We start from the raw sequence: 14,671 nt of genomic DNA on the forward strand, positions 1-14,671 counted from the left end.
CGGGCGGACGTCTAAATCTGCGCCTTGTTCGGGGAAACGGGCCTTGTGCCGCTGAGCTCCGCGGCAACGGCGCGCAGGGAACCCAGAAGGGCGGAAGCCATCGGTGTCGGGGAAAAATCGGAGCGGATGGTGATGCCGACGGGCCGGTTGCCGGAGCTGATCTCAACCGACAGGATCTTCAGGACGCGCCAGTCCACTTCCAGATCGACCTGAAACCGCGACAGGAGCGCCAGCCGGTCGCCGCGCAACAGGAGCGAGCGCACGGTCACGACTGAATCCGTCTCGATGACATTGCGCGGCGAAGGCAGGCCCGCGGCGGACAGTGCGCTCTCGAACAGAGCCCGGATCGGCACGCCCCCGAAGGGCAGGACCCAGCCGTGATCCAGGCAGTCGGCCAGGCCGACATGATCGCGCGCCGCGAGCGGATGGTTCCGCGCCGCTATGATGGCGATATCGTCCCTGAACAGTTCCTCGGACTCCAGCCCGCCTATCGGGATCGGCTGGCGGATGGTTCCGGCCAATATATCGATGTTGCCCTCGGCGAGATCTCTCAGGAGGGCCTCATACGTCCCGTCGACTATGGCGACCTGGGCGTCGGGAAAGCTGCACAGCAGCTTTTCGACCGCAACCGGGACAAGCCCGCCAAGGGTCAGAGGCAGGGCGCCGATCCGGATCCTGCCGCCCGTTTCGCCCCTGAGATAACCTATCTCCTCGACGGCCTGGCGGATTTCCGCCTGCGCGAGTTTCACCCGGCGCAGGAGAACTTCGCCGGACCGCGTGAGTTTCATGGTGGTTTTCATGCGGTAGAAAAGGGCTGTTCCGACGCGATTTTCCAGCGTCCGCAGCGATTTGCTCATGGCCGGTTGCGTCAGTCCGGCGGCACGTGCGGCGCTGTTGATCGAGCCGAAGTCCGCGATGCCCAGAAGAGCTGCAAACTCGTGATCGGATGCATGTTGCACGAAGGAGTGCTCTTCGGCGGGAGCGTTCCGGTTCAGGGCGCGAAGCTCCGTCTCGCTTCGCTTCAGGTGATGCTGCGTCCTGCGGACCCGATCGACCAGGAGCTTGCCGGCATCCGTCAAGGCAAGCGTTCGCGAACTGCGATGGAACAGCAGAATGCCGAGTTCGTCCTCAAGGCTCTGTACCGCACGGGTGACGGCGGGTTGCGTCATGTTGATGTGGCGTGCGGCGCCCGAAAAGCTGCCGGACTCCGCAACCGATAATGCGACATGAAGTTTGCGGAGCTTGGGCAGGATGGATCTCCAATCGGAATTTTATTCTATACGGAGTCAAGGAACGCGCTTTTTCCCAATTTCTCAAGAGTTTTTGCCGATTTGCCGGAACTTGACCTCGAAGCCTATAACCAAAATGCATCAATCGATAGCAGATGGCATTTCCCTGCGTCCGGTTTTCTTCCCACTATGGACCCCAATAAGCCGGCTGAAAAATTCAAACAGGCCGGCACGGGAGGACGATGGTCATGGACGAGATTCGCCGCCACGGCGAAAGCGGAACAATCTGGCTCGACGAGCTGGAAAATCCCGTTCCATGCGAGACCACTGCCCTGCAATGGGGCAGCGATGCCGTTGCCGAACTCCTGCGTCTTTTCGAAATTCCCTATATTGCCCTGGTTCCCGGATCGAGTTTTCGGGGGCTGCACGACTCGCTGGTCAACTATCTCGGCAATATCGATCCGAAGATGGTGGTGTGCCTGCATGAGGAGCATGCGGTTGCCATAGCCGACGGCTACGCCCGCGTGACCGGCAAGCCGATGGCGGTGGCGCTTCACTCCAATGTCGGCCTGATGCACGCTTCCATGAGCATTTACAACGCCTGGTGCGACCGCGTGCCGATGCTCATCATCGGGGCGACCGGTCCGGTCGACGCGCACAAGCGGCGGCCTTGGATCGACTGGGTGCACACATCCAGGGACCAGGGTGCTCTGATCCGGCCGTTCATCAAATGGGACGACCAGCCGGCTTCGGTGGAGGCGTCCATTGAATCTCTCCTGCGCGCCTATCAGGTCACGACGACGCCGCCCTACGGGCCGGCTTACGTATGCCTTGACGTGAGCATGCAGGAGGAAAAACTCGGGCGGGAGATTTCCATTCCCGACGTGAAGCGGTTTCAAGCCCCTGAACCTCCGGCTCCGGGCAAGGCCGATCTGGAAAAGGTGGCCGCGGCCCTGGAGCGGTCGCAGCGGCCGGTTTTCCTGTTCGGCCGGATGGAACGGGGCGTGCGGGAATGGAACCGCAGAATAGCGCTGGCCGAGGCCTGTGGCGCCGCCGTGATGACCAGCATTCACAATCCGTCTGTCTTTCCGACCCCGCATCGCCAGCACCTGCTGCCGCCATGCGGCGAGGCCAGAAGCCTTGCCGAGCAGGAGTTGATTGCGGAGGCCGATCTCATCCTGTCCTTCGACTGGATGGATCTGGCCGGCTACCTCAGAAGCTGTACCGGGAAGTCCCAGACCCAGGACCCGCTGGACTGCCCGATCATCCATTGCTCGCTGGATTCAACCGTAACCAACGGCTGGAGCATGGATCATCAGGCATTGCCGGCGGCCGATACGAACATTCTGGCGCACCCGGACATCGTCGTCTCCGTCCTGCTGGACAGGCTTGAGAGCCGCGCGGCACCGGGTTCAAGCACATGGGATTTCGACGGCACGCATTGGTCGGACAAGTTGCCTGCCGAAGCACCCGGCACAGTGTCCGGAAAGATTTCGCTCGGCGATTTCGCGCTGAGCATTCGCGCCCATGCCCGCGCCGAAGACGTCACCCTGGTCCGCCTGCCACTCGGCTGGCCCGCGGCGGCAAGCCATTTCGACCATCCGCTTTCCTATCTCGGCAAGGATGGTGGCGCGGCCGTCGGGGTCGGTCCCGGACATGCCGTCGGCGCGGCCCTGGCGCTCAAGGACAGCGGCAGGATCGTCACCGCCGTTCTGGGCGACGGCGATACGCTGATGGGCATAAACGCGCTTTGGACAGCCAGCCATCTGCAAGTGCCACTTCTGATCATCGTCGCCAACAACACATCCTATTTCAACGACGAGCGGCATCAGGAACGGATCGCCGATGCACGCGGACGGCCGGCGGACAACAAGTGGATCGGCCAGCGGCTCACCGATCCGCAGGTCGATATCCGCGCGATGGCGGCGGCGCAAGGCTTCGAAACGATAGGACCGGTCAAAAGCCGGGCGGATCTTGAAACGGCGATCCGGGAGGCAACCGGAACGGTTCGCGCCGGCGGCAGGGTCCTGATCGATGCCGCGATAGAGGACGGCTACGCAAACGACTTTGGCCAGCAGTGACCCCTCCGGGGAGGCGGGGCGGCTGGTACAAACCCGGCGACAAGACCGGGAGGAAATGAAACGGAAATCGGAGGAGAACGAAATGACTGCAACGATGATGAAGAAGCTGGCCCTGGCTGCGGTCGCCGCCGGCCTGGCCTTTCCGGCGGTGCCGGCGCTTGCCGAATATCCTGACAAACCAATCACGATGTATATCGGCTTCAATCCGGGCGGGGCTGTCGATACGACCGCACGGTTGATCCAGAGGAACCTGGAAAAGGAACTCGGCGTTCCGGTCGTCGCGGTCCAGAAACCCGGCGGTGGCGGCACGGTCATGGCCACGACGCTGATGCATGACAAGCCGGACGGCTACACTATCGGCATGGGCGCCAGCGCGGCATTCGTCCTCGCGCCCTTGCTCAATTCTGACATCCAGTTCGAACTGGACGGCTTCGATCACATCGCAACCGTTTCCTATCCGCAGGATGCGCTGGTGGTGCGTGCCGATTCACCCTGGAACACTTACGCCGACATGATCAAGGACGCCAAGGAGAACGACAAGGCCCTGTCCCTGTCCTCCCAGGTTTCCGTGTCGCGTCTGATGGCGATCGCCATCGAGGAAAAGGAAGGCGTCAAGTTCAATATCGTTCCGGTCAAGGGCGGAAAGGCCGGTATCCAGAACGTCCTTGGCGGCCATACCGATCTGACCTGGGGCGCTTCGGGCTGGCATGGCCAGGTGAAGGCCGGTGAAATGAAGCCGATCCTGTCGCTGGGCTATGTCCGCAATCCGGACTTCCAGGATATTCCGACCCTGCAGGAACTGGGCATCGACTACGCCTTTGTCGATACGTTCATGCTGTCGGCTCCCAAAGGTCTGCCGGAAGACGTCAAGGCCAAGCTGTCCGCGGCTGTCAAGGCCGCGCTCACACCGGAACTGGCTGCCGAACTTCAGTCCAAGATGTATCTGTCCGCCGATTACCGGACACCGGAAGAGACGCTTGACTATCTGAAGATGCAGCGCGAGCAGGTAAAGCCTTTCGTCGAGAAGATGCTGGCTCAATAAGGGCCGCGTGCCGGGACACCCGGAGCGTTGCGGGAGGAAATTGTGCGCAAGAGCGATATCGCAAGCGGCCTTGTCCTGACAGTGTTCGGACTGGTCAGCCTCTGGCTGATCATTCCGGTCCAGATCAGCGGCCATTCCGACTACGGGCTTGCGCCTGATTTCTTCCCACGCTTGCTGATGTGGTTCTTTGTGCTGCTGGCGGCCGCGCTGGCCGGCAGCAGACTGCTCGAAGTTCGCCGAGGAGCCGCTGCCTCCGGCGCGCAGGAGACGTCACCGATGGAACCGGCCGACTGGCTGTTCATCGGCGCCGCCGCGGCGGTGTTGGCGATTGCCTATCTTCTCATGGAATACGCCGGCTTCATCTGGGCCGGTGTCTTCACCGTTTTTTGCGGTGGACTGGCGATGGGCAACCTGCGCAAACACCCGGTCCGGCTGGCCCTCATGTGCCTTGCCGCTCCGGTGCTCGTCTACATGGTGTTCAGGCACCTGTTCCTTGTCTTCCTGCCGACATAGGCTCTGAGTGGAATAATGGAAACAATCCTTGCCGGCATTTCCGATGCCTTCACGCTCGTTAATATCGGCTATATCGCATTCGGCGTCTTCATGGGCATCATGGTCGGGGCCATTCCCGGCCTCAACGGACCGATGGCGATCGCCGTCGCCGTGCCCCTGACCTATTCCATGACACCGCTCGCGGCCGTCGCTTTTCTGATCGGCATCAACAAGGGCGGCACCTATGGGGGATCCGTTTCCGCGATCCTGCTCAATACGCCGGGCTCGCCGGAATCGACTTCGACCGCCTTCGACGGCTATCCGCTGGTCAAAAAAGGCAAGGGCCTGAAAGCGCTCAAGATGGCGCTCTACTCGTCGGTCTCCGGCGACATTTTTTCAGATATCGTTCTGTTCACCGTTGCCGCGCCGCTGGCGATCATCGCCCTGAAGATGGGACCCGCGGAAATGGCGGCCGTCTTCGCCTTTTCGCTGACAATCGTCGCGGGGCTGAGCGGCAACTCGCTGCTGCGCGGGCTGATCGCGGCGGTTCTGGGCGCGTTCCTGTCAACGGTGGGGCTCGATATCGAGACGGCGCAGCCGCGTCTGACCATGGGCATAAGCAATCTCATCGAGGGCATTCCCATCATCCCGATGACAATCGGCCTGCTGGCGCTGTCGGAAATCCTGATCCAGATCGAGACGACGCTGCTCGGACGGGAAACGGACACCGGCCGCAACAGGATCTTCAGCAAGGACCTGCCCAGGGAAGACCGCCGCGTGTCCTTTGCCGAATACAAAAGCTGCCTGAGGACCATTGTCCGCTCCGCCCTCATCGGGACGGGCGTCGGCGCGGTCCCGGGTATCGGCGCGATCGTGGCGGGTTTCCTTGGATATGGCGCGGCCAAAAGAGCCTCGAAAAATCCGGAGGAATTCGGCACCGGAAAACTGGAGGGCATCGCCGCCACGGAAGCGGCGAACAGCGCGGTCATCGGCGCCAACCTGATCCCGTTGCTGGCGCTCGGCATTCCCGGCAGCCTGTCCGCGGCGATCCTTATCGGCGCCTTCCTCATGCACGGCGTCGATCCCGGACCGTTGATCTTTCAGGAACACGGGCGGCTGGTCTACGGCATTTTCGCCGCCATGTTCCTGGCGAACTGGATCAACTTCGCAATCGGCAATTTCGGATTGCGTTTTTTCGCCCTCCTTGTCAGCGTGCCCAAGGCGATCATCCATCCCATTCTGGTGATCTTCTGCATCGCCGGCGCCTATGCCAACGGCAATGCCATGTTCTCCGTCGCGGTCATGATGGTCTTCGCCGTCGTCGGCTATTTCATGCGCAAGATGGATTTCTCCTTTGCGACCTTCATCATCGGCTTCGCGCTGGGCAGCACCTTCGAACAATCGGTGCGCCAGTCGGTTATCCTCTTCAAGGACCAGCCGCTTGAACTCTTCCAGCATCCGATCGTCCTGTTCTTCACCGCGCTGACGGTCTTTTCCCTCTGGCGCATCGCCCGCACCAAGAACCGGATCGCGCCTGTGCGCTCACCGGACACAACCGCACCGGACAACGGATCATGAGCGCACATCATCTGAGCGAACCGCGGATCCGGTTTCCCGAGCACCGGCAACTCTATTACGCCGGCGGATGGCATGCCGCCCGCAAAGGGCAGGTCCGCCCCTGCGGCAGCCCGGCAACAGGCGAGAGCTACGGGGAAGCAAGTTACGCGGACCCGGACGACATGCGCGCGGCGATCGAAGCCGCGCACAAGGCCTTTCCCGCCTGGCGCGACACGCCGCCTCTGGAGCGGGCCCGGCAGCTGAGACAGATCGCCGACATCCTGCGGGCGAACAAGCAGGAGCTTGCGCTGGTCGATGCGGCGGACAGCGGCAATCCGGTCGCCGCCATGCTGAAGGACGTGGACATCGCTGTAAGCCAGCTCGATTTCTTCGCCGGTCTTGTCACGGAAATGAAGGGCGACAGTATTCCGATGGGTCCGGACGCGGTGAATTTCACCGTTCGCGAGCCTCTTGGCGTGGTTGGGCGGATCGTCGCCTTCAACCATCCTCTCATGTTCTGCGCGGCAAAGATGGCCGCGCCGCTCGCGGCCGGCAACACCGTGGTGATGAAACCGGCCGAACAGGCGCCGCTTTCGGTGCTGCGCCTGCTGGAACTGATCGACGGGATCCTTCCGGCCGGAGTGCTGAATGTCGTTCATGGCGGCGTGGACGCCGGGGCGGTCCTGGCGAGCCATCCGCTTGTGGCGAAAGTCGGCCTGATCGGCAGTGTGCCGACCGGACGGGCGGTGATGACGGGTGCTTCCGGCACGATCAAGGATGTGATGCTGGAACTCGGCGGCAAGAACGCGCTGATCGCCTGCGCCGATGCCGATGTCGAAAAGACGGCAAGGGGCATCGTTGCCGGGATGAACTTCGCCTGGTGCGGGCAGTCCTGCGGCTCGACCAGCCGGGCATTCCTGCATGAGGATATTCACGACGCGGTGCTGGAACGGGTGGTCGATCTTTGCGGCGCGTTCAAACCGGGCAATCCCGTCGACATGGCGACGACGATGGGAGCGCTGGTGAGCAAGAGCCAGCATGAGCGGGTGCTGGGCTATATCCGCAAAGGCCGGGAGGAGGGCGCCAGGCTGGTCTGCGGCGGTAACGTGCCGGATGCGCCTGGACTGGAAAACGGCTTCTTCGTCGAGCCCACGGTCTTTGCCGATGTCACGCCCGACATGACGATTGCGCGGGAGGAAATCTTCGGCCCCGTCCTCTCGGTATTGAAATGGTCCGATGAAGCCCGGATGATGACGGCGGTCAACGGGGTCGAGTTCGGGCTGACATGCTCGATCTGGACCCGGGATCTGGCACGCGCCCATCGTCTCGCCCGGCAGGCCGACGCCGGCTTCGTCTGGGTCAACAAGTCCGGGGCGCATTTCCTCGGCGCACCGTTTGGCGGCGTGAAACAATCGGGTATCGGACGCGAGGAATGCATCGGTGAACTGCTCGCGTTCACACGGGAAAAGAACATCCATATCAATCTGGATTGACGTGACACACAGATCCGCTCAGGCACTCCTGGCCACCCTGTCCCCGCAGCTTGTCGTCAAGCGCGTCAGAACGCCTCTCGCGACCCTGGCGATCGCCGCGCTTGGCGGTGCGGCGGCCGCGTGGATCGGACTGCCGTTGCCCTGGCTTGTCGGCGCGCAGATATCCCTGTGTGCCGCCGCTCTCATGGGCATTCGGTTCTTCGGGCAGGCCCCCTCATGGCCTCCCGGCTCACGAGGGCTGTTCCTGCCGATCCTCGGGCTCATGGTCGGCAGCGCCTTCACACGGGAAATCCTCCTGACAATGCCCGGCTGGTGGCCGAGCCTTCTGGCCCTGACGGTCTTTCTCGTCGTCGCCCACAGCCTTGTCTTCGCGGTTTTTCTGCGTATCGGGCGCTATGACATTCCGACCGCGTTCTTTGCCTCCTTTCCCGGCGGGTTCCTGGAAGCAATTCTGCTCGGCGTCAGGGCAGGCGGCGACGAACGCATCATTCAGATCCAGCATTTCCTGCGTATTTCCCTGATCGTCTTCCTGATCCCGATCGGTTTCTGGCTCTATGAAGGCCAACTCGTTGGCAGCATGAGCGATGTCGCGGCAGTGGCAAGCGGTGCCGAGCCGGTCTGGACCGACTACCTGATTCTGGCTCTCGCGGGCATATCGGGGACGCTCTTCGCCCGCCGCTTCAGGCTGCCCGCACCCGATATCTCAGGCGCCGTCCTCTTCGGAGCAGCCGTCAATATCATCGGCCTGACCCATGGCGCGACACCGCCGCCGGTGTTGATCGCGATCACGCAGCTTGTGGTCGGGACATCGCTGGGTGTCGGCTTCGTCGGCATTGCCTGGCGCGATCTGGTCCAGGCGTTCGGTCTTTCCGTGGCGGCGTTCGTGATAACCATGTCGCTGGCGCTTGGAACGGCAATCGCGCTGCATGACTGGCTGGGCGCCGATATCGAGAGCCTTCTGCTGGCTCTGGCGCCGGGCGGCCTGGCCGAAATGAGCCTGATCGCCCTTACCTTGAGCCTGAGTGTCCCCTTCGTCGTGCTTCACCACCTTTACCGGATCACCTTCACCGTGCTGGTCATTCCGCATGCCTACAGGTTCGTCCGCAATCGGTTCGACGCATGAAGGGGCCGGAAATGCCACACGCGACCGGCGCGAAGAGCCGGTCGCTTTTGAAACGTCAGAGCATCGTGCCCCGCTCGCCTGAAAGCAGGGAAAATCGGGTGCTGTTGGAAATACGAGAACCGGACCGGCGAACGTGCCGTCCCCTGTGAGAGGAGAGACCTGTTTCATGAACGACCTGAATTTGTCCATCGCCGTCGGGGACTACGACCGTATGCGGCCCCTGTTCAATGGCGACGTTAAGATCGACGGTGTCGATCCGGTGTTTCTGCGTCTGAGCCCGGAGGAAATCTTCTTCCGCGCCTTCCGGCACGCGGATTTCGATGTCTGCGAACTGTCGCTCAGTTCCTTCGCGGTCAAGACCGCCAACGGCGATTGCCCCTATGTCGGCATCCCCGTCTTTCCCTCCCGCGCTTTCCGGCATACCTCCATCTATGTCCGCAAGGACCGCGGTATCGACAGTCCGGCGGATCTGAAAGGCAAGCGGATCGGGCTGCCCGAGTACCAATTGACCGCGAATGTCTGGGCGCGGGCGCTGATGGAGGATGAATTCGGTGTGGCGCCGCGGGACGTGGAATGGATACGCGCCGGGATCGAGGAGCCCGGACGGCCGGAGAAGATAAAACTCAACCTGCCGCCGGATGTGAAACTCACCGACGCGCCGGAAGGCAGCACACTGTCTGCTCTCCTGCGCAACGGTGACATCGACGCCATGATCGGGCCGCGCATACCCTCATGCTTCGGAGAGGCGAACCGGGTCGGCTGGGCATTCGAGGATCCGCGCGCCGCCGCGATGGACTACTACCGGCGCACGAAGATCTTTCCGATCATGCATATCGTCGGCATCCGCCGGGACCTGGCCGAGGCTCACCCCTGGCTTGCGGCGACAATGGTGAAGGCGTTCAGCGCCGCGAAGAGCCTGTGCGCGGAACGGCTTGGCGATACCTCGGCAACCAAGGTGATGCTGCCCTTTGTCGAGGAACAGGTTCATGACACCAGGAAGCTCATGGGAGATGACTACTGGTCCTACGGACTGAACGCCAACCGGCATGTGCTGGAGACCTTCCTGCATCACCATCACGCCCAGGGTCTGTCGCCGCGCAAGGTCGACCCGGAAGAACTCTTCGATCCCAGCACGTTCGAGAGCGTGGTGATCTAGAGCGTGTCGCGTTAAATTGAATTCAGGAAATCGCCCGAACGCATTTGCAAAGCAAACGCTGCCTCAGGCGTCTTCCTGAAACCATGAATCCACTTAAACGCGACACGCTCTGGGGGAGGAACCCACGAAATTTTGCTTTCAGGTCGTTCAGAAAATGGTTGTCGCCAAGGCGCGAGATCGCAGGAAGCCGTCCAGGTTTTCAAGATTTTACAACGCCGGAGACAATCGCTTTCTGAACGACCCGAAGGACAGCAATCCGGCTTCGCAGAGCTGTGTCAAAGCCTTTGCGCCATGCGCCACCACCAGCGCGTCTCGAAGAGATTTGCACTCAAACCTCGACCAGCTCCTAAGTGTTCGTGGACCCCAGGTGTTTAGTCCGGGAGTACATGAGATCGAATATTCTCATCCTCCGCGCGCGCAAATTCCGAGACAGGCAGGCAAAGCTGTGCCCGGCGTGCCGACCATACTGTTTCGTTGAATTCAACCGGGACGCCTTCCGTATCGACATCGATTTTGCGGGAAAGCAATACCGGATCGATCGCGTCCTGCCTCAGGAGTTGCGCTTCTTCCTCGGTCGGGTTGCGGGCGCTGATCCAGGTGACGCGACGAATAAAGTCTTTCACCCCAAAACCTTCATAAACTTCTGCGAGATTGGAGTTGTTGGCGCGTGCCTTTGCGATGTTTGGAAACCGGTCCGCAGGATGAAAAATCTTGCCGTAGGAAACCGGCGTGTTTTCGACGGACGTCAGCGCCTTGAGATAAATGACCGGATCTCCGGTCTTTAAATCCAATGCCTGTGCCAGAGATTCATTCGCCTTGATCTTCCGCTGCGACAGGATCTGAACATCAAAATCCAGACCCTCTACAGCCAAATTGTCAGCAAACCGCGTCCGCACCGTGATCGTGTGCTGAAGCGGCTCACTTCTTACGAAAGCGCCTTTGCCCTGAGAAACCTCGATCTTACCGAGCTCTCTCAAGCGGCCAAGGGCCCGTCTCACCGTGTTACGGCTTACTCCATATTCCGACATCAGATCATGCTCGGAGGGAAGAGCGTCCCCCGGTCTGAGTTCATTACGATCGATGGCATCGCCCAGTTTGTCGGTGATGTGGCGCCAGAGGGCCATTCCGGTGATCGGTTGCAGTTTCTGAGTCATCCCGCCTCCTGGCCTCGCAAAACGTCAAAGGCTTCATAGCATCTGATCCGCGCCGTCCGAAATTTTCAATTGTCACACAGATGCAATGTTGTTACGCTATCACTTGTACCAACAACCTGACAAGTTGAAAGTAGCCGCAAAGGGGATTTCGGTGGGAAAAAAGCAAAACATATTGCTGATTGTCGCCGATCAATGGCGGGGCGATTATCTGCCGGCTGATTGGGGGGGCGATATGGATCTGCCCAACCTGTCCCGACTCGCCAGGGATGGCGCGCTTTTTAAGCGTCACTATTGCAATGCTTCGCCCTGCGGCCCGGCGCGCGCTTGTTTGCTGACCGGTCAATACATGATGAACCATCGTGTGGTCCAAAACGGCGTGCCGCTAAGAGACGGGAAAACCAATCTGGCTTTGGAGCTCCAGAAGTTTGGAATGCTCTCCGGACTGGTCGGATACACATCCTGGATCCCCGATCCGCACTCAACAGCTCCATCAGACCCCCGGTTTTCAATGTATGGGGCCAATATGCCGGGCTTTACGCCGGTACAATCCTTTGAGGAGCCGGAATTCGAAGCCTATTTCTCCTTTCTGCGATCCAAAGGTTATGTTCTTCCCGAAAATCCTTTCGAGATATGGAATGACACGGTCACGGAAATCGGAATAAAGCCTTCGCCGATCGCCGCGGAACATTCCGACACTCGCTGGATGACGGACGCAGCCCTGGATTTCATAACAGGCAGAGGAACCGAACCCTGGTGCCTGTTCCTTGGCTACTGGCGGCCTCACCCGCCGATTTCCGTGAGCGCTCCCTTTCATGAATTCACCGATCCCAAGGATCTATCCAAACCAAACAGGCTGAGCACGAAAGCGGCGGAAGCAGACCGGCATCCTGTTCTTTCACATTTGATCGAGAATGTTCAGGCGGGCGACTACCTGCAGGGTGTCGACGGCCCGGCCGCGGATCTGAGTGATGACGCTATTCAAAATGCCCGCGCTGTGTATCGAGGCATGATGAAGGAGATCGACGACAATGTCGGCAGGCTCCTGGATCGCCTCGAACGTGAGGGCGTTCTTGACGATACCCTCATCGTTTTCACCAGCGATCACGGTGAAATGCTCGGCGATCACTATCTTTTTGGCAAAGAAAGTTATTTCGAGCCGACATTCCACGTGCCCCTGATTATTCGCGATCCGAGAAAAAAAGCTGACAAAACAAGGGGCCAGCTCTGCGATCTATTCACCGAACACGTGGATATCATGCCGACGGTTCTGGATTTTCTCGGAGCCGGCATTCCTCGTCAGTGTGATGGTCACTCACTGTTACCGCTGCTCGAAGGCGAATTGCCGGCATGGCGCGACAACGCCTTTATGGAAGTCGACTTCCGGGATTTGCGGCACAGCAGAGACAGAGCGCTGGGAACAAGCGCTGACGAATGCGGTGCCGCGATCATTCGGGGCGAGAGATACAAATACGTCCATTTCCCGGCATTCGACCCCATTCTTTTCGACCTCGTTCAAGATCCAGATGAATTCAACAATATTGCCCGTGAGCCGGCGGCGCGCGAGGACATGATCTGCTGCATGTCTTCCATGCTGGATTGGAGAATATCTCAGGCGGACCGGACGCTAACGGCAGTCTCGTCCTCGACGCATGGCCTTCTGGGCTGGCCGAATATTCAAAAACCCGAGCGGGCTCAAAACAACGACCGGGCGTATCGAGATGTCTGGCACACCCCCTTCGAAATATCGAAACACAAAGGAAACTCGAAATGAACTTCAAGCCCTTCAAATTGGCGGGCCTGTTGTTATCGGCTGCCTTGTCGCTAACAGCGGTTTCGCCGGTCCTCGCCGAGGACAGGCCCGATATTGTGATTGCCGTGCAAGACAACCCTCCAAAACTGGATCCGGTACTCTTCAGCCGCAACGTTTCATTGCGAACCCTTTACAACGTCTACGACTATCCGATCAAAATCAATTTCAAAAACAATTGGTTACTTGAGCCCGGTCTCGCCAGTTCCTGGGAGCGGATCGACGATCGAACCATCGAACTGACACTTCGCGAAGGCGTCAAGTTCCATGACGGTACGGAGATGACATCCGAAGATTTTGTCTTCAGCTATGGTCCCGAGCATATGTCATCGGAAGACTCTCCAGGCTTCGCGCTGACACGCCCCTATATGGGGACTATCGCGAATGTTGAGGCCCTCAGCCCCTACAAGGTGCGGATCACGAGCCACGCACCCGATCCTCTGCTGGAGCAGCGCCTTGCAGGCTGGTCGTCGCAAATTATCTCAAAAGCCGCATTTGAAGCGACCGGAGATTGGGACAAGTGGGCATTGGCCCCTGTCGGAACAGGCCCGTACAAAGTCGCTGAATATGTTTCCGGCGACTATTTGCTGCTTACGGCGCATGACGATTACTGGGGCGGCAAACCCCCTTTCGCGAGTATCAGGTTTCAGATTGTTCCTGAAACGGCAGCTCGCATTTCAGGTTTGATCGCAGGCGATTTCGACATCATCTCGGAAGTTGAACCCGACCAGTTCGCGACGCTGGAGTCCGCCGAAGGCGTGTCCGTCATCGGCGGCGCGATCGCAAACCATCGGGTCATCAACCTGGGCACGAACACAGGCTGGTTGGCCGATGCCAAAGTCCGCAAAGCCCTGAGCCTTGCAATCGACAGGGAACTCATCGCCGACACGATCTTTGGCGGCAAGATCGAAGTGCCGAACGGGTTTCAGTGGGAGGCCTATGGCGAACTGTATCTTGCCGACTACCCCGGTGCCACCTACGACCCGGACGCTGCCAAGGCGCTGCTCAAGGAAGCAGGGTATGACGGTGCTCCAATCCCATTTCGCACGCAAACCGGATATTACACCGGTGAGCTGCTGACGGCCCAGGCTGTTGCGGACATGTGGCGTGCCATCGGAGTGAATGTCGATCTGCAGGTGAAGGACGGTTGGGGTCAGGTCCTTGAGCAACCGATCGATGCTGCCTTCAACGGATCCATCAATATGAACTACCCGGACCTGTTGGGGTCGCTCTGGCCGCTGTATGGCCCGACGGGCTTCATTCAGGCAAAGGCAAATACGTGGTCAAACGACCGCTTTGAAGAAATCGGGAAAATTCTGGAGACAGAATTTGATCTTGAAAAGCGCAAGGCTCTTCATCGCGAGGCACTGGATATTTTCCACGATATCGACCCGCCGGCGATCGTCGTCCATGCGCTTGGAATGTTCTATGGCATTCGTGATGGGATCAAATGGGAACCATATCCGCTGCCATATATGGATATGCGTGCTGAAAATGCCGGAACCGTCAACTAGGCCACTCATTCCAAGGCAGATTG

11 protein-coding genes are annotated in these 14,671 nt (G+C 59.9%); 9 read left to right on the top strand and 2 right to left on the bottom strand.

Annotated features, from left to right (window positions below; translation table 11 throughout):
- Positions 1–11 precede the first annotated feature (11 nt).
- Positions 12–1,253, bottom strand: a complete 1,242-nt coding sequence (locus tag CLV41_RS24520; protein ID WP_328590056.1) for a LysR family transcriptional regulator — start codon at positions 1,251–1,253, stop codon at positions 12–14.
- Between the two features lie 224 nt (positions 1,254–1,477).
- Between CLV41_RS24520 and CLV41_RS24525 the strand changes: the two genes are divergently transcribed.
- From CLV41_RS24525 to CLV41_RS24555, 7 genes are all read left to right on the top strand, one after another.
- Entirely contained in the window at positions 1,478–3,310 is a 1,833-nt protein-coding gene (locus tag CLV41_RS24525) for a thiamine pyrophosphate-binding protein (protein ID WP_103225149.1), read from the top strand.
- An 82-nt stretch (positions 3,311–3,392) separates the two neighbouring features.
- Complete coding sequence (locus CLV41_RS24530) at positions 3,393–4,352, top strand: tripartite tricarboxylate transporter substrate binding protein (RefSeq protein WP_170107307.1); 960 nt, start codon at positions 3,393–3,395, stop codon at positions 4,350–4,352.
- A gap of 42 nt (positions 4,353–4,394) precedes the next feature.
- Complete coding sequence (locus CLV41_RS24535) at positions 4,395–4,865, top strand: tripartite tricarboxylate transporter TctB family protein (RefSeq protein ID WP_170107308.1); 471 nt, start codon at positions 4,395–4,397, stop codon at positions 4,863–4,865.
- 15 nt (positions 4,866–4,880) lie between these two features.
- Positions 4,881–6,422: a tripartite tricarboxylate transporter permease gene (locus tag CLV41_RS24540; protein ID WP_103225124.1), complete on the top strand. Its 1,542-nt coding sequence runs from the start codon at positions 4,881–4,883 to the stop codon at positions 6,420–6,422.
- On the top strand, positions 6,419–7,894 hold the full coding sequence (locus CLV41_RS24545) for an aldehyde dehydrogenase family protein (RefSeq protein WP_103225125.1): 1,476 nt from the start codon (positions 6,419–6,421) through the stop codon (positions 7,892–7,894). The genes CLV41_RS24540 and CLV41_RS24545 overlap by 4 nt, the downstream gene beginning before the upstream one ends.
- Before the next feature lies 1 nt (position 7,895).
- Positions 7,896–9,017 (top strand): AbrB family transcriptional regulator, encoded by a 1,122-nt coding sequence (locus CLV41_RS24550; RefSeq protein WP_103225126.1) that lies wholly within the window; start codon positions 7,896–7,898, stop codon positions 9,015–9,017.
- A 166-nt stretch (positions 9,018–9,183) separates the two neighbouring features.
- Positions 9,184–10,173: an ABC transporter substrate-binding protein gene (locus CLV41_RS24555; protein WP_103225127.1), complete on the top strand. Its 990-nt coding sequence runs from the start codon at positions 9,184–9,186 to the stop codon at positions 10,171–10,173.
- A gap of 371 nt (positions 10,174–10,544) precedes the next feature.
- Here CLV41_RS24555 and phnF read toward each other — a convergent pair whose 3' ends face one another.
- Positions 10,545–11,327 carry a phosphonate metabolism transcriptional regulator PhnF gene (gene phnF, locus CLV41_RS24560; protein ID WP_103225128.1) on the bottom strand — a complete coding sequence of 261 codons (783 nt, stop codon included), beginning with the start codon at positions 11,325–11,327 and terminating at the stop codon, positions 10,545–10,547.
- Between the two features lie 85 nt (positions 11,328–11,412).
- Here phnF and CLV41_RS24565 point away from each other — a divergent pair, with 85 nt between their 5' ends.
- Entirely contained in the window at positions 11,413–13,098 is a 1,686-nt protein-coding gene (locus tag CLV41_RS24565; protein ID WP_103225129.1) for a sulfatase-like hydrolase/transferase, read from the top strand.
- Entirely contained in the window at positions 13,095–14,648 is a 1,554-nt protein-coding gene (locus tag CLV41_RS24570; RefSeq protein ID WP_103225130.1) for an ABC transporter substrate-binding protein, read from the top strand. Before CLV41_RS24565 ends, CLV41_RS24570 begins: the two co-directional genes overlap by 4 nt.
- Positions 14,649–14,671: the final 23 nt, after the last annotated feature.

The organism is Roseibium marinum, from assembly GCF_002906165.1.
Classification (GTDB): domain Bacteria; phylum Pseudomonadota; class Alphaproteobacteria; order Rhizobiales; family Stappiaceae; genus Roseibium; species Roseibium marinum.